A 21,323-nucleotide genomic window follows, 5' to 3' on the forward strand; every position below is an offset into this window, starting at 1 on the left:
CTTATTGCAGCTCGTTAAGGTTCCAGTTGCCGATGTCTTGGTTGACACCGTCGCCCCCTTCTTGGCCATCCGCGCCTAACGAGAAAATATCAATCACCCCATGTTCACCTGGGCTGACATAGCGATAATCGTTATTCCATGGGTCCTGTGGCAAGCGTTTAATGTAGCCTTGATCCGGATAGCTGCGCGGTACCGGCTCGCTTTGTGGTTTGTTCACTAACGCGTCTAAGCCTTGATCGGTGGTGGGATATTGGTTGTTATCCAGTTTGTACATGTCCAGTGCGTTTTCAAGCGCACTGACATCAGCAATCGCCTTTTTGACCGCGGCTTTATCTTTATTACCGAGCAAATTGGGGGCGACAAAGCTTGCTAATAAGCCAATAATCACCACCACGACCATCACTTCGAGCAGGGTAAAACCGTGTTGACGACGCATCTTGTTCTCCTTATTTATCATTATAAAATTACAACCCGACCATATCGTTCATAGCAATAATCGGCATCAAGGTGGCCACGACAATAAAAAGCACCAACCCTGCCATTAATACGATCATTAACGGGCCGAATATACCCAGTGCCACATTCACTTGGGCTTCAAAATCTTTATCTTGGTTATCCGCGGCACGAGAGAGCATGGGCTCAAGATCACCACTGCGTTCACCACTGGCAATCATGTGCAGCATCATGGGAGGAAATAAGCGTGACTGATCCAAAGCAACACGCAAACTGGCACCTTCCCGCACTTTATCCGCAGCTTCCAATACGCGCATGCGGACGTATTGATTACTCATCACTTGCGCAGCGACTTTCATCCCATCTAATAACGGGATGGCACTGGCCGTGCATATTGCCAAGGTACGCGCAAAACGAGATGTATTCAGGCCGCGAGCCACCCTGCCAATTACCGGCAAGGACAATATTTTTTTATCCCACACTAAGCGTCGCTGCGTATCCTTAAGCAAGGCTCGGATACTGACACCGATAAGGATCAGTGCGCTCACCACCCAAATCCCCCAGTCGGTAATAAAATCACTGGCGTTCAATAGAAATTGGGTGGATGCCGGCAGCGCCTGACCGGTTTGAACAAATTGGCCGACAATATCAGGCACCACGGTGGCCAGTAAAAAGGCGACAATCACCACCGAAAAGAAGGTGAGAATGGCGGGATACAACATGGCTTGTAACAGCGTGGACTGAATGCGCTGACGGTTCTCAACATAATCAGCCAAGCGTGATAATACGGTGGATAAATACCCCGCTTTTTCACCGGCAGCAATCATCGCTCGGTAGAGTTCATTAAACACCTGTGGGTAATCGGCTAACGCATCAGCCAAGGTGTACCCTTCCATCACTCGCGCTCGAACACTGGTCATCATGCTGCCTATTCGCGGTTTTTCCGCTTGCTCTGCCACTGCTTTTAAGCACTCTTCAAGTGGCATAGAGGCATCGATTAAGGTCGCTAATTGGCGGGTGATCAACGACAGCTCTTGTGTACGAATACCGCGGTTTCGTTGACTGAACAGTGGCTGCGACGCCGATGCCTTTTGGTTGACGCGTTGACGACGCGTAGCATTGACGTCGAGCGGGGTAAAGCCTTTGTCACGCAGCTGCTGACGCGCTTGTCGTGCAGTATCGGCCTCAATCACCCCTTTACGCTTACGCCCTCGCGCGTCTAACGCTTGATAGTCAAATGCGCCCATTAGCCCTCCTTGGTGACACGAATCACTTCTTCAAGGGTGGTTTGCCCTTGCAGCACTTTGGTTAGGCCGTCATAGCGAATACTCGGACTTTGCGCACGCACGGCTTCTTCTATCGCATGCTCGCCCGCATCATGATGGATCAGCGCTTGCACCTTCTCGTCGACTGTCAGCAATTCATGAATCCCGGTTCGGCCTCGGTAGCCCTTGTGGTGACAGTGTTCACAGCCATCCGCTTTATAGAGCGTGATCGCCTCGCCGGGGCTCGCCAAGCCTAGCTCGACAAATAACGGCTGCTGCGAGCTATCGGCTTGATAAGGGATACGGCACCGTGGACATAAGGTGCGGACCAAGCGCTGGGCCAGCACGCCGAGTAACGAGGAGGACAACAAGAAAGGCTCAATGCCCATATCACGTAAGCGTGTCACCGCGCCAATCGCCGTGTTGGTGTGCAGTGTCGACATCACTAAGTGACCGGTCAGTGAGGCTTGTACGGCGATTTGTGCGGTTTCTAAGTCTCGAATTTCACCCACCATTACCACGTCGGGATCTTGACGCAACATGGCGCGCAACCCTCGCGCAAAGGTCATATCGACTTTTGGATTGACTTGGGTCTGACCGATACCCGCCAGATCAAATTCGATCGGATCTTCCACGGTGAGGATATTGCGATCCTCACTGTTAATGGTTTGTAATCCAGCATACAAGGTCGTGGATTTCCCCGACCCCGTCGGGCCGGTGACGAGCAAAATACCATGAGGTTTGTGAATCAGTGCGCGAAAATCTTGGTGCAAGCTGGGCACCATGCCCAACTGCGCGAGATCCAGTTGGACGGCGTTCTTATCCAGCAAACGCATGACGACACGCTCGCCATGAGACGAGGGCATGGTCGACACGCGCACATCCACCGCTCGCCCACCAATACGGACCGAAATGCGCCCATCTTGCGGCACCCGTTTTTCTGCAATATCTAGTTTTGCCATCACTTTGACGCGAGACACTAATAATGGGGCCAACTTGCGGCTGGGGGATAGAACGTCACGCAGCACCCCGTCAACGCGAAAACGGATCGATAACGCATGCTCAAAGGTTTCGATATGAATGTCAGACGCGCTTTCTTTAATCGCTTCGCCTAACATGGCATTAATCAACTTAATGATCGGCGCATCGTCTTCCGATTCAAGCAAGTCTTCACTTTGCGGCAGCTCTTCGGCCAACGAGAAAAAGTCGTCGCTGTCAGCATCCGCACCAATGTCAGCCATTAGCTGTTGTGCATCGGCGCTGTCTCTTTGATAGAGGCGAGTCAGGTGGTGCTCAAAGTCAGCATCCGACACCCATTCGGGGGCGATATCCGTACCCAGAACACGTTGCACCTCCACCAAGGTCTGCGGTGTTACCGACGCTAAACACAATAAACGTGGGGTGTCGTTGTCGGTCAATACCACCACACCGTGACGACGCGCAAAGCCAAAGGGTAACTGCCAGGTTGTCACCGGTTCAGCCGCTAGCGCCGCAGCACGCTCACTCATCCTTCTAACTCCGCTTGTAGCATACGTACTTCGGCCGGCATCACCGCTTCGCTGTTGTAATCAGGCAGGACCGGTTTTTCGGCGTCAGGCATCAGCTTAACGCCATCTTGGGCGCGCAGTAATTGCTCGGCGCGGATATAGTTGTATTTGCGTTGAGTCACCCCGTCTGCGGTCAAACCAGTACGGATAATGGTCGGCTTAATAAACAGCATCAGGTTTTTCTTTTCGGTTTCGGTCGAGGTCGACTTAAACAAGTGCCCTAAAATGGGAATATCCCCCAACAGTGGCACCTTGGATTCACTTTCGACCGTGCGTTCGTCAATCAAGCCGCTTAATACAATCATTTGTTGGTCACCGACCATCACTGATGTATTCAGTTGACGTTTACCAAAGCGCACATCCACCGCGCCACTGGCGCCAAGCACGTTCGAGACTTCTTGCTCAATATCGAGCAACACCGCGGAGCCTTCGTTGATTTGCGGGGTGACTTTCAGCTTGATCCCCACATCTTTACGCTCAACGGTTTGGAAAGGGTTGTCGTTATTCGAGCCCGTTTGCGAGCCGGTGATCACAGGGACTTCTTCACCGACAATAAACGAGGCTTCTTGGTTATCGAGCACCATCAAATTGGGCGACGACAAAATATTCGACTCGTTTTTCGACGCCACCGCGGTCACCAAAGCGGTCCAATCGCCCATGACTACGCCGGCAGCCAAGCCATTTAATCCACCTAATACATTGTTTAATGCCGAGTAATCGCCCGACTCGGTAATCGGAACATTGTACGGAGTACCATCATCCCGATAGCGTACTTCAGTACGAGTAGTATCTTCCGCTGCTTTTTGTCCTGTGAGGTAACTAGTAACACCCACCCCTGCGTTATTAAACTGAATCCCGCCGTTTTCAAGCGAGCCCCACTGTACGCCGAGGTTCGCCCCATCGGATTCCGACATTTCGACGATTAGCGCTTCAATCAACACTTGTGCGCGACGAATATCGAGCTGAGAAATCACGCTCTCAAGGGTTTTTAAAATATCGGGGGGCGCGGTGATCACCAGGGAGTTAGTGCCTTGGTGCGAGGAAATTTGTACCGCTTGATCATTTACGCTCGGTTGGTTTTTCTTCTCTTTTTCTTTTAACAGATTATCGGAGACGCCTTGTAATACATCTACGACGTCTTCCGCTTTCGCATAGCGCAGATAGATCACCCGGCTGTTGCCCGTGGTCGCCATTTCTTGATCAAGTTGTCGGATAAGTTCAATCACGCGCTCACGGACTTTGGGCTCGCCAGAAACCAACACCGCATTCAGCCGTTCATCGGCGACAATGCGTGGTTCTAAAAGCTCAGGGCGAGTGTTGGCGTTGTCTCGCTTATTGAGGGTATCGACAATCCGTACCATTTCCGCGGCTGAAGCGTGGTCAAGGCGGACCACTTCCACTTTTTTATCGCCTGCTTGATCGACGCGCTGAATAATATCGGTGAGCCGATTCACCACCGCGGCACGACCGGTGATCATAATGACATTGGCAGGGTCATAGTGCACCACGTTCCCTGCCCCCGCATTATTGATCAGCTGACGCAACAAAGGGGATAGCTCGCGCACCGAGACATTTTTTACGGCAATCACGCGCGTCACGACTTCGTCGCCGACCACGTTATCGCCTTCTCCAACCACAGGAACGGGCGAGGTTTTTGCATCTTTGTCGCGAACAACTTTAACAATCCCATTTTCCATCTCAACCACCGCAAAGCCATACACTTCGAGCACGTTGAGGAAAAATTGGTAGTACTGCTCATCGTCTAACGTATTGTAACTGCGTACATTAATGGTGCCGCGTACCGAGGGATCAACGATAATGGTTTTCTCGAGGTTGCGCCCTACAATTTCGATAAACTCTTGAATGTTCGTGCCTTTAAACGAGGCACTAAATTCTGCCGCTCCCGCCGGAAGGCCAGAGAAAAGCAGACTTGCGGCCATCAGATAGGGGATCAGTCGTTGCTTTACGTTCACGTCACACTCCTAAAGCCGCACGGGGCGGTTGTGGTAATTTATAGTTGAATCGAAATGTCATGTTGCTGCCCTTGTCGCTCGACCACTAAATCAAGCGTGCCCTGTTGTTGAATGCGATTGAGAATATCGGGAAGCGCCACCGAACGGCTCAGTGTTAGACCGTTAATGGCGACGGCGATATCACCCGGCTGTAACCCCGATTGCTCAAATAACACCGGATTTTTTCCTGGTGTAAGACGAAAACCTTTTAACTGTTTGGCATCGCCGACCTGCGCTAACTGGACATAATCAAATAAGCGCTGAGGATTGCTGGCAAGCTGTCGCGCTAAGTCGGCAGGCCAGTCAGGGCTGGTCTGCCTTGAGATTGGCGTCGGCTTTGGGGGCGTATGGTTACCCTCAGAAGAAGAGAACACGGTTTGCGGTGTACTGTCGGCCTCCACACCCGGCATCAACAAGGCTTCACGACGCGTGCCTTGACGAAGGATAACGCGATCAGACAAGACTTGATCGACACTGACCTGGGTACCTTTAACTTGCTCACCCACACCATAGGTTGCTTGTTGACCACCGTTAGCAATCACCGCTAATGCCCGAGCAGGCTGATTGGAAGCCACCACGCCGACTAAAGTAAGCTGTAAACGGGTCTCAGGCACTTGGCTAACCGACTGCTGGCGCTGTTGCGCGGAAGCTTGGAATCGACCAAATAACTGGGCATTAATCGCGGGCGCCAATGAAAAGGCCCCCTTACTGGCAACTTGGCTCGTCACAACCTGACTACTCGACGGCAAGATAGGTGCCGCGGGAGGCGTATAGACATGCCACACCAGCCGCCCAATAAGCCAAGCCAGTAAAAGTACTAGCCCACCGTTTAGGCACAGCAGTACCCGACCGCGTGTCAGTGCAGACATCGAGATTGTTCGTTGAGGGCTTCCTGCCTGGATCATCCTTTTAAAACCAATTAATGACACCACATGCCTATTGATGGCCTTTTTCGCCATTAGATTCCACGATTAGATTACGAAAAGCTGGACATACTAGCAAAAACACATTGTGATCTTGAGACTTTTTCATTTATAGCGTGTTTATTTTACCCAAGTCGCAGCGATGACGGGAGGATGAGCGCTGATGCTGTGATACTGCTCTAAAGTAAATTTTATGCTAATGTCGCCGATCCAGATTGCGCAGGAGTTGAGGGATGAAAAAAAGCAAATCAGCACCTTTGACAGCGGTCAGGTTAGATAAATGGCTGTGGGCCGCTCGCTTTTATAAAACACGCTCTATTGCTCGCAATATGATCGATGGGGGCAAGGTGCACTACAATGGTCAACGTGCCAAGCCAAGCAGAATGGTCGAGGTTGGGGCTGAAATACGCTTGCGCCAAGGCCATGATGAAAGAACCATCGCTGTTTTAGCGTTATCGGAGCAACGTCAAGGCGCGCCGATCGCGCAAACCTTGTATCAAGAAACCGACACGAGCCTCAAAAAACGTGAGCACGAGACGGAAATGCGTCGCTTAAATGCCCATAACCCACGTCCTGATGGACGACCGGATAAAAAGCAACGCCGAGATATTCGTAAGTTTAAACAAGGCATAGACTAAGGCCGCAAGTCGCGCCATTGCCGGAGAGAGATTGCATGTCAAACGATCAATTACACCGTTACCTATTCGAAGATGTGTCTGTGCGTGGTGAGCTAGTCAAGCTCGACGAAACCTATCAACGCATCCTGGAGAATCAAAATTTCCCAGCCCCGGTGAATGCTTTACTGGGTGAAATGTTGGCCGCCACCAGCCTGCTTACCGCAACACTCAAATTTAATGGCTCGATCACGGTGCAATTGCAGGGAGATGGTCCTGTGTCGCTGGCGGTCATTAATGGTGATCACCATCAGCAACTGCGCGGCACCGCGCGGGTGAAAGGTGACGTCAAAGAGGATGCGACCTTGCCAGAAATGATGGGCAAGGGCCAACTGGTCATTACCATTGAGCCTGTCGATGGCGAGCGCTATCAAGGCATTGTTGGCTTAGAGTCGGATCATTTACAAGGTTGCTTGGAAGATTACTTCGCACGCTCAGAGCAGTTAATGACCCGTCTTTGGTTACGCACGGGAGAGGTTGACGGCAAGCCGCATGCGGCCGGTATGATGTTGCAAGTGTTGCCTGACGATAAAGGCGACGAAGGCGACTTTGATCACCTTGCCCAGCTGACTGAAACGATTAAAAATGATGAACTTTTCAGCCTCAGCGCCAAAGATGTCTTATACCGTCTGTACCATCAAGAGAAAGTCACCCTGTATCCGGCACAAGATGTGGTGTTTAAATGCAGTTGCTCCCGTGAACGCAGTGCCGGTGCTATTGCTGCGATTGAGCGCAGTGAAGTCGACAAAATGGTCGCGGAAATGGGTACGATCCATTTGCACTGTGATTACTGTGGCACTGACTATGCGTTCGATAGCGTTGATGTGGCGGCAATTTTTGACCAAAACGCCAGCTCCTCCTCTCAAATGCAATAACCACGTGCTACATTTTTAGCGCTTCGAAGTAAATAAGCTTGACCAAGCTCAAAAGCCAGCACAACGCTGGCTTTTTTCTTATTCCTTCCCGACTTAACTCACATTTTTCTGCGCGTTATTTTTGTACAAACAATAATAGGTCTTTGGGTAGCGCAAACGTTTAACTAAGCGTTACCATGTCTATGACATGGCAGCTGGTGGTCCGTACCCTACAATCACAATAACCCCAGTCTGTCGTCATCTATGGAGTCAGTCCCTGAATATACATTTCAGGTTGCTAGCACAAAGACAGTTAACACCATCTTACCTCAAGGAGCACCTATGACTGTCCTGAACGTCGAATCTGAGGTCGCTGACATCGATCTTTCCCGTTATGGTCTGGAAAATGTCAAAGAAGTCATCCGTAACCCCTCATATGAGCAGTTGTTCGAAGAAGAAACCAAACCTGGGCTGGAAGGCTACGAGAAAGGCGTAGTGACCGAACTCGGCGCGGTGTCGGTAGACACGGGTATTTTTACCGGCCGTTCTCCCAAAGATAAGTACATTGTTCGTGATGACACCACGCGCGATACCCTGTGGTGGTCGGATCAAGGCAAAAACGATAATAAACCGATCGATCAAGCGGTATGGAATGATCTCAAGGCACTGGTCACACAACAACTCTCTAATAAACGCCTGTTTGTCGTTGATGGCTATTGCGGTGCCAACCCCAACACACGATTACGTATTCGCGTGATCACCGAAGTGGCTTGGCAGGCGCACTTCGTCAAAAATATGTTTATTCGTCCAACCGAGGAAGAACTTAAAGATTTCGAGCCCGACTTTGTGGTGATGAATGGTGCCAAATGCGTGAACAACCAATGGCGTGAACACGGCCTAAACTCAGAAAACTTTACTGTTTTCAACCTCACCGAACGGATGCAGCTTATTGGCGGTACTTGGTATGGCGGTGAAATGAAAAAAGGCATGTTCGCGATGATGAACTACTTCTTGCCGTTGCAAGATGTCGCATCGATGCATTGCTCCGCCAACATGGGCAAAAATGGCGACGTTGCTATCTTCTTCGGGCTATCTGGAACCGGGAAAACCACACTCTCCACCGATCCTAAGCGCCAGCTTATCGGTGACGATGAACATGGTTGGGACGATCAGGGCGTCTTTAACTTTGAAGGTGGCTGCTATGCCAAAACCATCAAGTTATCGAAAGAGGCTGAGCCAGATATCTATAACGCCATCCGCCGTGATGCGTTATTAGAAAACGTCACCGTCCGTGGCGACGGCCGCATCGATTTTGACGATAATTCGAAGACAGAAAACACCCGCGTGTCATACCCCATTTATCATATCGATAATATTGTGAAGCCGGTCTCAAAAGGCGGCCATGCCAACAAGGTGATTTTCTTGTCTGCGGATGCATTCGGCATACTTCCACCGGTGTCTAAATTGACGCCTGAACAAACCAAGTACCATTTCTTATCTGGTTTTACCGCGAAGTTAGCAGGTACCGAGCGCGGCATTACTGAACCCACACCTGCTTTCTCAGCGGCCTTTGGCGCGGCATTTTTGACCTTGCACCCCACCAAGTATGCGGAAGTATTGGTCAAGCGCATGGAGACGGCAGGGACTGAAGCCTATCTGGTCAATACAGGCTGGAATGGCTCAGGCAAGCGGATATCCATCAAAGATACCCGCGCGATCATCGACGCGATTTTAGACGGCTCGATCGAAAAAGCCGACACCAAGGTAATTCCAATCTTTAATTTGGAAGTTCCTGTCTCGCTAGACGAAGTGAGCGACGGCATTCTTGACCCGCGTGATACCTATGTTGACCCGCTGCAATGGGAAAGCAAAGCGAAAGACCTGGCCACACGCTTTATCGATAACTTCGATAAATACACAGATACCGAAGAAGGCGCAGCCTTGGTCGCTGCAGGTCCACAGTTAGACTAACCCCTAGCCCCATATTGCTGATGCGATATGGGGCGCTATTCCTCAGGGCGACTGGTTGACTGGTTGAAGTTTGGCAACTTTTGCGCCAATCTTACTGCTACTCGTTGCCTGATAGGATTCATTCATGCGCATCCTGGCCAAACTCTTTGCCAGCTTTTTTATCCTAATCATAATCTCACTGTCAGTGATTTTCGTGTTGCTCCATACGCGACACGCCACCCAGGTTTTCACTGCCCTTATCACCCCTATACTGCCAGGCACCTTAACGGCAGAACAAGTGGACTATCACTGGCAACGCCCGCTTCACCTCACTCTGACGCAACCGAATTACCAATATGGCCATCAACACTGGCAGGCCAATACGGCGCGTGTACAGTTCTCTGTCGAACGATGGTCTCACCTGCAATGGGTAAGGATTGACGGTCTAAGCCTTGACTTGACCGATCGGGCCATAACGTCTCTCGATATGCTACCGGCGACGCTTACCATTGGTCGTGTCCTTTTTAATGATCTTTCCCTGCAAGGACAAGGCTGGCAAGCGCAGCAAGTCAGCGCTCAGCTCGATGATTGGCACAAAGGACAAGCCCCCTTAGGATCAGTTCGCGGCCGCGCGCAATGGGAGGCCAAACAAGTCGACTGGCATGGGCTACAAGCCTCCCGACTTTTAGTCGATGCCACACCAACGCCTAACGGTTGGCAATTCCGCGGCGTGTCTTTTGAGTGGCAAGGTGCCGCGATCAGCACCCAAGGCCATTGGCAGCCAGGTGCGCTCGCCTTAACCCAGTTAACCCTGAACGATGTCATTATCGACGGGGAAGACACGTATCAACGCGTGTCCAACGCCTTATTGCAATGGCCCCACACAACCACGTTAACCATCGACCGCACTGATATTCGCCAACTCAGTGCCGAAACCGAACAGTTTTCGGTGAATGGCCTCACCTTATCGGCCGAGCACATCACCATTGCGCCAAAGACGCCTTGGTGGCAACAGCCTAAGCTACGTGCATCATTCAACGCTGACTATATCCGCTGGCACACGCAGACTTGGGATCAACCGCTTGGGGATATTGAACGTCACGGCGAAAGCTGGGTGATCCATCAGTTGACCAGTCAATGGCAAGAAGGATTTGTCGGGCTATCCGGACACTTTTCTAAGCGTCATTGGCAGATTGATAAGCTACAAGCCAATAACCTGACACTCAGTCACGCAATGCTTTCTCCGCTGATGGCGGCACTCCCGGAGTGGCCGGAGACACTGTTCATTGACGACTTATCACTGAAACATAATCAATGGCTGGCCTTATCGCCGCAGTTTCCTATCAAAATCAGTGGCATTGATGTTAATGGACGCGCATTGCAGCTATCCCCGTTCAAACAATGGCGCTTAACCGATGGCAGTTTGACCGCCAGCGCAAGCCACGCCAGCATCAATCAGCATTGGCTGGCTGAGCCCTATTTGCGCCTCGATGCCGATCAAGGGAAATTAACCCTCCAGCAGCTATTACTGGGCTTCCCTGATGGCCAACTGGCTGTATCGGGCGCCTGGGACTTAAGCGCCCCTAGTCAACCATGGTCACTGCTTGTGGATGGGTTACAAATTCCGCTCTCTGTCTATCAAGACTGGTTTGATTGGCCCCTCCCCCTGACAGGGTTTCATGATATTGAGGCAAAGTGGTCAGGGCTGGCAGCGGATCGAGAAAGCTTCAATGTGGGGCTCAATGGCGAGATGGATATCACCTTCTTAGAGGCAAAAACCCATGCAGACTCCGACACAAATTGGGCCACACAAATAAGCGCTTGGCTGCAACCGCCAAGCCCCAAGAAGGACAAACAACAGACTTTCCCGTTTGAGACTTTATCCATTGATGCTGATCGCGGCCAACTGACCGGCGCACTGCAAGGCGAGACACGCTTATCCATCCAGTGGCCGATTTATCGCACGGACGCCCCACGCATTCGTTAGCGTAACAAGGCCAACTGAGGGGCAGGTTGTGCGGTAGCGCCATCATCCGAGGGGAGCAGGACATAGGTGCCGGTAAACACACCGGCTTTTTCATCACCACTGAAAAAATCGACTTCTAACGTCACACGGGCACGGCGTCCGTTTTCTAATCGATCGAGCTCGCCACTAAGGTTATCGAGTGACACACTCGCCCGAGGCCGCTCTGCAACCGGACGACGGTAGCGAATATGGCTATCCGCTAGGACAATATCCGCGCTGAGTTGGCGCTCTTTCATCAATAGCCATACCATGCCCCAACCGGTTAACGTCGCAAGGCTGAAAATACTGCCCGCAAACATGGTTTGGCGAGGGTTTAAATTGGCGTTTAAATTGGCGCTCACTTCAAAGCTGTAGCCAGTGAACTGGCTAATTTTGACCCCCATTTTGTCGCTAATCGGAATGTGTGCTTGCCAACGCTGCTGAAGCTCGGTGCACCACTCGGGACGGCGAACCACATCCGATAACGGATCCAAGGGTTTAACCATCTGCTGATGACGTATCGGTCCTCGCTCGTCACTCAGATCGCCCTGACGGAGGAAATCGTGTTGCGCATAAAAGCTCACCGCCTCTTCACGCGCACTGCACACCAGACGTTTAGCGCCCTCTTCCCGCGCCAACGACTCTAACGCCATGAGCACTAAGGCTCCTAAACCACGATTACGATAATCTGGTGACACCGCCATATATCGGATTTGGCCGTCATTGTCTGGGGTTAAGTACAAGCGTCCAATCGCGACCGGCGCGTCATCACTGTCTACGATCATACGATGGCACGCATTAACATCATACGCATCGCGCTCTGAACCACGCGGCGCATGCCATGGCTCTCTTAACATCCGATAACGAAAGTCATAATAACGCGCTAGCTCTTGTTCTGTACGCGGGGTAACGATTCTAAACATGCCTGTCTCTCCTTGTGAGGCGCGTGGTTATACCTGAAGCCAGAAAGTCACAGGGCCATCATTCACGAGGCTTACTTTCATGTCGGCGGCGAATTGACCCGTTTGCGTTTTTAACCCTGCACGCTGGCAATCCTGACAAAATACCGTATACAAACGTTCTGCTTCATCAGGCGATGTCCCCGAGAAGCTCGGACGCATTCCCTTTTTTGTGTCGGCAGCCAGGGTAAACTGCGATATCACCAACAATTCACCGCCGTGCTGCGACACATTGAGATTCATTTTGCCATTATCGTCTTCAAACACACGATAACCTCTGACTTTATGCGCCAGTTTCGCGGCATCCGCATCGGTATCGCCCTTTTCGACGCCCAGAAGCACCACCAGCCCTTTCCCTATCGCACCGAGGATCTCACCGTCGACAGTGACATTGGCTTCACTCACGCGTTGAATTAGGGCAATCATAAGGCGCCTCCGCTTGATTGATTAAAGGATGGGATGGCTCAGCCAAACCGGCTGACTGATTGTTAACCGCTGGCGAGGTGCCACTTGGCCACCAAGTCTCCGACTCTCTTAAAGTCGCGGTAACTTGTGCGCCGAATAATACAATACACCAGCTAAAATACACCCACACAAACAGAATGGGCACCACGGCCAGGGCGCCGTAAATTAATTGATACGAGGGAAAGTGGGCAACATATAGCGCGAATACTTTTTTACTTAGCTCAAATAACACACTCGCCACAGCCGCACCGACCAAGGCATGGCGAAGGCGCACGCGAGTATTGGGTACCAGGGTATATAATCCCATAAAGGTGAGCGTGGTTAAAAGAAAAGGCAGGATTCGGAGTAAGGTGGTAAACAAATCATTCGCCAGCCCTGTCTGTAATAACGACAAAGACGTTAAGTAAGAGCTCAGCGCGATGCTAGTACCAATCAAAATAGGCCCTAACGTGAGCACCATCCAATAGATTGAGAACGCAATCATCATCGGCCGTTTGGTCTGAATTTTAAACGTGTGGTTCAAACTTTTGTCGATCGCCGAGATCAGCATAATCGCGACCACAAACAAAAAACTGACCCCAACAGCGGTCATCTTACCGGCGTTAGCAACAAATTGGTTGAGATAACGTGCCACCACCTCACCGGCGGCGGGAACAAAATTATTGATCACAAATGTTTGTAAGGTATCACCCACTTGAGAAAATCCCGGGAAACTCGAAAAAGCAGACAACACGACAGTGACTAAGGGGACCAAAGAAAGCAACGTGACATACGCCATATAACCGGCACTCACCGTGAGCCTGTCTTCGCCCATACGCTGCCACAAATGCGTGAGCATCGCTTTCAACCAATTACGGCTGTCACGCCACGTTTTCTGATTTAGCGTCCCAATTATGCGCATCCTTCCACCTTTATCTTGTGCCGTTTTACGCGTAATGAGTGTACATGATTTGCTTCTCGCTCGCTGCGATCAAAAAAAGGCACCTAACGGTGCCTTTAATCTTGGGACAGAATCTGGTGACTCAGTCACATGATGATATAACGCGATTAACCTTTACGGCCAGCGCGCTTGCGGTCTGTCTCAGTCAACAGCTTTTTACGAATACGGATGCTTTCTGGCGTAACTTCAACCAGCTCATCGTCATCAATAAACTCAAGCGCTTGCTCCAAGGTATACTTGATCGCCGGGCTCAGTACCTGCGCCTCATCGGTACCCGAGGCACGCACGTTAGTCAATTGCTTACCTTTCAAGCAGTTAACCGTCAAGTCATTGGCGCGGTTATGAATACCGATAACTTGACCTTCGTACACTTCATCACCGTGTTCAGCAAACAAGCGACCGCGGCCTTGTAGGTTAAACAAGGCATAAGTCAGTGCCTTACCTGCAGCGTTAGAGATCAATACACCATTGACACGCTGACCAATATCACCGCCTTTATACTTACCGTAATGGTCAAAGGTATGATAAATCAGGCCCGAACCAGAGGTCAGGGTTAAGAACTCGGTTTGGAAACCAATCAAGCCCCGTGATGGCATCACAAAGTCCATGCGTACACGGCCTTTACCATCTGGGAGCATGTTGCTCAACTCGCCTTTACGCAGACCGATGCTTTCCATGATGCCACCTTGGTGCTCTTCGAGTACGTCAATGGTCACGGTTTCAAACGGTTCAAATTTCTCACCGTTTTCTTCTTTGATGATCACTTCAGGGCGAGAGACGGCAAGCTCAAAGCCTTCGCGACGCATATTCTCGATAAGGATCGACAAGTGCAATTCGCCACGACCTGATACACGGAATTTATCCGGGTTCTCGGTCTCTTCAACACGCAGCGCCACGTTGTGGACCAGCTCTTTTTGCAAACGCTCAAGGATATTACGTGACGTCACGTACTTACCTTCTAGGCCGGCGAACGGCGAGGTGTTGACTTGGAACGTCATGGTCACGGTTGGCTCATCAACGGTCAGTGCGGGGAGCGCTTCAACGTTGCTTGGATCACAGATAGTGTCTGAAATCTTAAGTTCGCCCAGACCCGTAATAGCAATAATGTCACCCGCTGAGGCTTCATCGACATCAGTACGGTCAAGGCCGAGGTAACCCAAGACGCTACCTACCTTGCCATTGCGCTTGCTGCCATCGGCACTGATGATGGTCACTTGCTGGTTCGGTTTCACCGAGCCACGTGTAATACGGCCAACGCCGATAACACCGACATAGGCGTTATAATCAAGCTGAGACACTTGCATTTGCAATGGTGTAGTAATGTCGACGTCAGGCGCATCAACGTTATCCACGATCGCGTTGAACAACGGCTCCATATCGTCGCCTTCGGTCGCTTCATCTAGGCTCGCCCAACCGTTTAGCGCTGATGCGTAAACCACTTGGAAGTCTAGCTGTTCGTCCGTAGCACCCAAGGTGTCAAACAGATCGAAAACTTGATCCATCACCCAGTCAGGGCGTGCACCCGGACGGTCAATTTTGTTGATAACCAAAATCGGCTTCAGACCGTGAGCAAAGGCTTTTTGGGTCACAAAGCGGGTTTGTGGCATCGGACCATCAACGGCATCAACCACCAATAAGACCGAATCAACCATCGACATGATACGCTCGACTTCACCACCGAAATCGGCGTGCCCTGGGGTATCAACGATGTTAATTCGATAATCATTCCAGTTAATGGCGGTGTTTTTCGCCAAAATGGTGATGCCACGCTCTTTCTCAATATCATTTGAGTCCATGACACGCTCTTCCACCTCACCGCGGGAAGCTAGCGTACCGGATTGCTGAAGCAGCTTATCCACTAGCGTGGTTTTACCGTGGTCAACGTGGGCAATAATGGCGATATTTCTTAATTTATCTGTTTGTATTTTGGTCATGGACTCTCTTTTTCACTCGTTAGACGCGGCGCGTGTCGAACCTGACACGCTGAGACAGCGTATACTAGCACGACGGGGCCACCATCTGATTAAAAAAACGGCCGTAATGTACCAGATTTTGTCGCAAAACCCACCTTATTCTGTGAATCAGCTCACCATCAAAGTGGCTTGACTGCTGTCTAGTTGGTCATTTGTTAAGCAAATACAAGGATTCACCGGTCTTCGAGCAAACATGAATTTTTAAAGACGGCCCACACTCTCAATACCGATTGTCTGCTAAAAAGAAGAGGGGGATGGGGTTGCACCCATGTCGTGCACAAACATCTGCACCACCTTCGCCCCCTTGCACTATGATTGAGCATATGCGCACAATAATGGTGCAACCCGCTCTCGTTTGACGAGCACTGAGCGGCATTTTTACCCGCCGAGCCTGCTATGGCGTGGTTTTAAATTGTTGGCACAGTTTTCGCTTTGTCATGCAGCAAGGAGCCAACTCGCTATTTACCTAATTTGACACCGGAGGTTATTTCACATGTCAGTAGAAAATGTGCTCGCACTTATCCAAGAAAACGAGGTGAAATTCATCGACCTGCGCTTTACCGATACCAAAGGTAAAGAGCAGCATGTTTCCATCCCCTCTCATCAAGTGGACGATGACTTCTTTGAAGAAGGCAAAATGTTTGATGGTTCATCCGTGGCGGGCTGGAAAGGGATCAACGAATCAGACATGGTCATGATGCCAGATGCAAGTTCGGCCGTGCTTGATCCCTTTACCGAAGAAAGCACCTTGAATATTCGCTGTGATATTCTAGAGCCGTCTACCATGCAAGGGTATGATCGTGACCCACGTTCCATTGCTAAACGCGCTGAAGATTTCATGCGCTCAACGGGGATCGCAGATACCGTTCTGATTGGGCCTGAACCCGAGTTTTTCCTCTTTGATGACGTGAAATTCGCCACCGATATGGCCGGCTCTTTTTACAAAATCGATGACGTCGAAGCGAGCTGGAACTCAGGCACCGCACTGGAAGGCGGTAACAAAGGCCACCGTCCAGGCGTTAAAGGTGGCTATTTCCCGGTTGCACCGGTCGATTCGTCACAAGATATTCGCTCGGCCATGTCATTGGTCATGGAAGAGATGGGCTTAGTGGTTGAAGCGCACCACCATGAAGTGGCAACGGCTGGCCAAAACGAAATTGCGACCCGCTTTAACACCTTGACCACTAAAGCGGACGAAATTCAGATCTATAAATATGTGGTGCACAACGTCGCACACGCCTTTGGTAAGACGGCGACCTTTATGCCGAAACCACTGGTGGGCGATAATGGCTCAGGCATGCACGTTCACCAATCACTGGCCAAAGATGGTCAAAACCTCTTTGCAGGTGATAAATACGGTGGCCTATCTGAAACAGCACTTTATTACATTGGTGGTGTGATTAAGCACGCACGGGCCATTAACGCCTTTGCCAACGCGTCAACCAACTCGTATAAGCGCCTGGTTCCTGGGTTTGAAGCGCCGGTCATGCTGGCTTATTCTGCGCGTAACCGCTCTGCGTCAATTCGTATCCCAGTGGTGCCTAGCCCGAAAGCGCGCCGTATTGAGCTCCGTTTTGCCGATCCAACCGCGAACCCTTATTTGTGCTTTGCTTCGATGCTGATGGCCGGCCTTGACGGTATCAAAAACAAGATTCATCCAGGCGATGCCATGGACAAAGACTTGTATGATCTCCCGGCTGAAGAAGCGGCAGAAATTCCGACGGTAGCGGAGTCCCTTAAAGAGGCTCTACAGGCGCTGGATGCTGACCGCGAATTCTTGACCGCAGGTGGCGTGTTCTCAGACGACTTTATCGACTCATACATCAAACTGAAAAGCGAAGATGTTGAGCGTATTCAAATGACAACGCACCCAGTTGAGTTTGAGCTTTACTACTCGGTGTAACGACTCGTCACGCTGAACATTTAAAATGTAGCCCACCTCGCAGGTGGGCTTTTTTATGCTTGGCGACTGTATGTACCCACTTACAATGCTCCGCAGGGGATCACGCAAACCTAGGGGGCTGTGATGCGTGAGTTAGGTGCTCGTTGGCGAGGAGCTCTTTCGCGAGGAGCTCTTTTACTAGGCGCTATGTTACTGACATTGGCTTTTAGCAGCCATGCCGGCATGCTCTATCAGTGGACCGATGACAACGGCCAGGTGCATTTTAGCGACCAACCTCCGGCGCGCCCGCACCACGTTAGGCCGTATGCATCCCTAACGTCTTCGCCCTCTCTCTACGATGCCTCTTCGTCTTCGACTGAGCAGCCTGCGCCAGCCCTGACACCACCCAAATCGGTGACACTCACCCTTGTATCGCCCAATGATGGCGCAACATTACGCAGTAATCCCGGCGAGCTATCCGTGACAGCCACGGTGTCACCGCTCTCCATCCCCGCCGAGCAAACACGGCTCGTCTTAGACGGCCAGCCCGTTGCGTCTCCCCCAACCATTAGCTTAAACGCATCACAGCGACAGCTGGATTGGCGGCTGGCGCCCATTGATCGTGGCACCCATCAGATTCAAGTCCAATACCTCGAAAGCGGCAAGGTAATTGCATCCTCATCGATACATCACGTGTATTTACACCGCGCGCACGTTAATCAACGCCATCGACGCCAAGATTAACCGACCACGGCACCTAAACCATCACAAACTCAGTGGTACCGGCTGCATCATGCAAGGATCTCGATTACACTCAATGCACCAAACTAGTGCAAACAAGGACGCGACACGGATGACGCCAGCTCAACTGTTTGATCATCTGCTTACCGCCATCATTGTGGTAGACAGCCAATGGCGTATTGAATACGTTAATGCAGCAGCAGAACAGCTAATGCATCAAAGTGCTAGGCGCTTGCGCCAGCAACCCCTCACACAGCAAATTCAGCATGCCAGTGTTGACTGGGCGCACATAGCCAGCGCCACTCAGGCAGGGCAAAGTTTAACGGATAGTGATGTCACTTGGGTGGTTGATGGACAACCACAAAAAGTACAACTCAGTGCAAGCCCCTTATTTGACGCCGAGGATGAGGGCCGTCTGTTACTTGAAGTCAACGTCGTGAGCCAGCAACAAAGGATCAGCAAGGAGCTGACCCAAAAAGCGCAACAACAAGCAGCAAAAGAACTGGTGCGTGGCTTGGCTCATGAAATAAAAAACCCGCTAGGCGGATTGCGCGGGGCGGCACAGCTACTGGAAAAAATGCTACCCGATGCCAGCCTCGCGGAGTATACCCAAATCATTATCGAGCAAGCGGACCGCTTAAGAAATTTAGTCGACCGCTTGCTTGGACCGCAGCGCCCGGGATTACGCCAACGGCAAAATATACACGTGGTCTTGGAGAAAGTCCGTCAACTGGTCAGCCTTGATCATCATGACGGGTTGCATATTGTGCGCGACTATGATCCCAGTTTGCCTGATTTTGATATGGATCCAGAGCAGCTTGAGCAGGCGATCCTCAACGTCGTCACCAATGCCGCCGACGCGGTGAGTGGCCAAGAGGATGCACGCCTCACACTGCGCACCCGCACCGGTTTTCAAACCGTGATTCATGGTCAACGCCATCGTGTCGTGGCCCAGATAGAAATCATCGACAATGGCCCAGGTATCGCCCCTCACTTACAAGATACCTTGTTCTATCCGATGGTCACCAGCAAAGCGGATGGTAACGGACTCGGACTGGCCATTACCCACCACTTAATCGATCAACACCAGGGCAAAATTGAAGTGAATAGCTGGCCGGGCCATACCTGCTTCACTATCCAATTACCCATTATTGAAAAGGATAGACCGCATGAGTAAAGGGACCATTTGGGTCGTGGATGATGACAGCTCGATTCGTTGGGTGATGGAGCGAACACTGAGTGCCGCGGGCCTCACGTGCGATACATTTTGCGATGCTGAAAGTGTAATGAGTGCGTTGCACGAGCGCACCCCCGACGTTTTAGTGTCAGACATTCGCATGCCAGGCAGCGATGGGCTTGCTCTGCTCAATGTGGTGCAAGCACAACACCCAGGCTTACCCGTCATTATCATGACCGCCCACTCTGATTTAGATGCCGCGGTTAATGCCTATAAAGAAGGCGCGTTTGAGTACCTGCCAAAACCTTTCGATATTGACGAAGCCTTAGCCTTGGTTGAGCGCGCGTTAGCCCACGTTAAAGAACAGCAAAAGCAGCAAACGGCGACGCAACCACAAGCACAAACGCCAGAAATCATTGGCGAAGCCCCGGCGATGCAAGAAGTGTTTCGCGCCATCGGTCGGTTATCGCGCTCATCCATTTCGGTGTTAATCAACGGTGAGTCCGGCACCGGCAAGGAGTTAGTCGCCCAAGCGCTTCACCGCCATAGTCCGCGTTCAGAGCAAGCCTTTATTGCCCTGAACATGGCAGCAATCCCAAAAGATTTGATCGAGTCAGAGCTGTTTGGGCATGAGAAAGGCGCATTTACCGGAGCCAATGCCGTTCGCCAAGGACGGTTTGAGCAAGCCAATGGCGGCACCTTATTTTTAGATGAAATTGGTGACATGCCGTTGGATGTGCAAACGCGTTTGCTACGCGTGCTCGCCGATGGTCAATTCTATCGCGTGGGTGGCCACGCAGCCGTCGATGTGGATGTCCGTATTATTGCCGCGACCCACCAAGATTTAGAGCGCCTTGTCACCAATGGTACATTCCGAGAGGACTTATTCCATCGCTTAAATGTGATTCGCGTCCACCTTCCATCACTCAAGGACAGGCGCCAGGACATCCCGCAACTGTGCCAACACTTTTTGGCCCGCGCGGCTAAAGAGTTAGATGTCGAGGCCAAACAACTTCACCCGGACACCGAAGCCATGATGAGTCAGCTTCCGTGGCCTGGCAATGTGCGTCAGCTGGAAAACACCTGCCGCTGGCTCACGGTGATGGCCAGCAGTAAAGAAGTACTCCCCGGTGATTTACCGCGCGAATTGGTCAATCAGCCATTGTCTGTGACCGACAGTGAAGCGAAAGACTGGCAGGATGCACTCACTCAATGGGCTCAGGACGCAATCACTCAGGGGCAGCATGGCATTTTGCAACAAGCATTGCCTAACGTGGAGCGAATACTCCTACAATCAGCGTTGCAACATACTCATGGGCATAAGCAAGAAGCCGCGAAAATTTTAGGATGGGGACGTAATACACTGACACGCAAGCTGAAAGAGCTTAATATTGAGCACTAACGCAATATTAAAACTAACACAATTTGAACCTCTGCTAAATTTAAGTAAAGAGATTGAAGTAAAAACCGTTGATCGTGTTAACTTCAATGGTGTTTAGTTGA

The 21,323-nt window shown here is 51.1% G+C and carries 17 protein-coding genes; 8 read left to right on the top strand and 9 right to left on the bottom strand.

The window, feature by feature from the left end:
* Position 1: 1 nt before the first annotated feature.
* The 5 genes from gspG to gspC form a co-directional block, all read right to left on the bottom strand.
* Positions 2-457, bottom strand: coding sequence for a type II secretion system major pseudopilin GspG (gene gspG, locus BZG76_RS12905; protein ID WP_033379158.1), 456 nt, complete (start codon positions 455-457; stop codon positions 2-4).
* Between the two features lie 7 nt (positions 458-464).
* Positions 465-1,700 (bottom strand): type II secretion system inner membrane protein GspF, encoded by a 1,236-nt coding sequence (gene gspF, locus BZG76_RS12910; RefSeq protein ID WP_077461667.1) that lies wholly within the window; start codon positions 1,698-1,700, stop codon positions 465-467.
* Positions 1,700-3,226 (bottom strand): type II secretion system ATPase GspE, encoded by a 1,527-nt coding sequence (gene gspE, locus BZG76_RS12915; RefSeq protein WP_021022567.1) that lies wholly within the window; start codon positions 3,224-3,226, stop codon positions 1,700-1,702. Before gspE ends, gspF begins: the two co-directional genes overlap by 1 nt.
* Complete coding sequence (gene gspD / locus BZG76_RS12920) at positions 3,223-5,205, bottom strand: type II secretion system secretin GspD (protein ID WP_077461709.1); 1,983 nt, start codon at positions 5,203-5,205, stop codon at positions 3,223-3,225. The genes gspE and gspD overlap by 4 nt, the downstream gene beginning before the upstream one ends.
* Before the next feature lie 71 nt (positions 5,206-5,276).
* On the bottom strand, positions 5,277-6,146 hold the full coding sequence (gene gspC, locus BZG76_RS12925; RefSeq protein WP_158011348.1) for a type II secretion system protein GspC: 870 nt from the start codon (positions 6,144-6,146) through the stop codon (positions 5,277-5,279).
* Between the two features lie 287 nt (positions 6,147-6,433).
* On the opposite strand from gspC, the gene hslR reads away from it, so the two are divergent.
* From hslR to BZG76_RS12945, 4 genes are all read left to right on the top strand, one after another.
* Positions 6,434-6,838 (top strand): ribosome-associated heat shock protein Hsp15, encoded by a 405-nt coding sequence (gene hslR, locus BZG76_RS12930; RefSeq protein WP_021022570.1) that lies wholly within the window; start codon positions 6,434-6,436, stop codon positions 6,836-6,838.
* A 35-nt stretch (positions 6,839-6,873) separates the two neighbouring features.
* A complete protein-coding gene (gene hslO, locus BZG76_RS12935; protein WP_077461669.1) occupies positions 6,874-7,749 on the top strand; it encodes an Hsp33 family molecular chaperone HslO in 876 nt (291 codons plus the stop codon).
* Between the two features lie 321 nt (positions 7,750-8,070).
* A complete protein-coding gene (gene pckA / locus BZG76_RS12940; RefSeq protein WP_077461670.1) occupies positions 8,071-9,699 on the top strand; it encodes a phosphoenolpyruvate carboxykinase (ATP) in 1,629 nt (542 codons plus the stop codon).
* 124 nt (positions 9,700-9,823) lie between these two features.
* A complete protein-coding gene (locus BZG76_RS12945; RefSeq protein WP_077461671.1) occupies positions 9,824-11,665 on the top strand; it encodes an AsmA family protein in 1,842 nt (613 codons plus the stop codon).
* Here BZG76_RS12945 and BZG76_RS12950 read toward each other — a convergent pair.
* The 4 genes from BZG76_RS12950 to typA all read right to left on the bottom strand — a co-directional run bounded on the left by BZG76_RS12950 (position 11,662) and on the right by typA (position 15,981).
* Positions 11,662-12,606 carry a bifunctional GNAT family N-acetyltransferase/hotdog fold thioesterase gene (locus BZG76_RS12950; protein ID WP_021022574.1) on the bottom strand — a complete coding sequence of 315 codons (945 nt, stop codon included), beginning with the start codon at positions 12,604-12,606 and terminating at the stop codon, positions 11,662-11,664. The genes BZG76_RS12945 and BZG76_RS12950 overlap by 4 nt on opposite strands.
* Before the next feature lie 27 nt (positions 12,607-12,633).
* Complete coding sequence (gene dtd / locus BZG76_RS12955; protein ID WP_077461672.1) at positions 12,634-13,068, bottom strand: D-aminoacyl-tRNA deacylase; 435 nt, start codon at positions 13,066-13,068, stop codon at positions 12,634-12,636.
* The gene (locus BZG76_RS12960; protein WP_021022576.1) at positions 13,040-14,008 is read right to left on the bottom strand and encodes a virulence factor BrkB family protein; all 969 of its coding nucleotides are present in this window, start codon (positions 14,006-14,008) and stop codon (positions 13,040-13,042) included. The genes dtd and BZG76_RS12960 overlap by 29 nt, the downstream gene beginning before the upstream one ends.
* Before the next feature lie 146 nt (positions 14,009-14,154).
* Positions 14,155-15,981 carry a translational GTPase TypA gene (gene typA, locus BZG76_RS12965; protein WP_077461673.1) on the bottom strand — a complete coding sequence of 609 codons (1,827 nt, stop codon included), beginning with the start codon at positions 15,979-15,981 and terminating at the stop codon, positions 14,155-14,157.
* Between the two features lie 532 nt (positions 15,982-16,513).
* Between typA and glnA the strand changes: the two genes are divergently transcribed.
* From glnA to glnG, 4 genes are all read left to right on the top strand, one after another.
* Positions 16,514-17,923, top strand: a complete 1,410-nt coding sequence (gene glnA, locus BZG76_RS12970) for a glutamate--ammonia ligase (RefSeq protein ID WP_077461674.1) — start codon at positions 16,514-16,516, stop codon at positions 17,921-17,923.
* A gap of 186 nt (positions 17,924-18,109) precedes the next feature.
* Positions 18,110-18,646: a DUF4124 domain-containing protein gene (locus tag BZG76_RS12975; RefSeq protein WP_158009993.1), complete on the top strand. Its 537-nt coding sequence runs from the start codon at positions 18,110-18,112 to the stop codon at positions 18,644-18,646.
* A 109-nt stretch (positions 18,647-18,755) separates the two neighbouring features.
* Positions 18,756-19,820 carry a nitrogen regulation protein NR(II) gene (gene glnL / locus BZG76_RS12980; RefSeq protein ID WP_077461676.1) on the top strand — a complete coding sequence of 355 codons (1,065 nt, stop codon included), beginning with the start codon at positions 18,756-18,758 and terminating at the stop codon, positions 19,818-19,820.
* Complete coding sequence (gene glnG / locus BZG76_RS12985) at positions 19,813-21,222, top strand: nitrogen regulation protein NR(I) (RefSeq protein WP_077461677.1); 1,410 nt, start codon at positions 19,813-19,815, stop codon at positions 21,220-21,222. Before glnL ends, glnG begins: the two co-directional genes overlap by 8 nt.
* The last annotated feature ends 101 nt before the right edge of the window (positions 21,223-21,323 follow it).

It is taken from the genome of Salinivibrio sp. AR647 (genome assembly GCF_001995415.1).
In the GTDB taxonomy this organism is placed as follows: Bacteria; Pseudomonadota; Gammaproteobacteria; order Enterobacterales; family Vibrionaceae; genus Salinivibrio; species Salinivibrio costicola.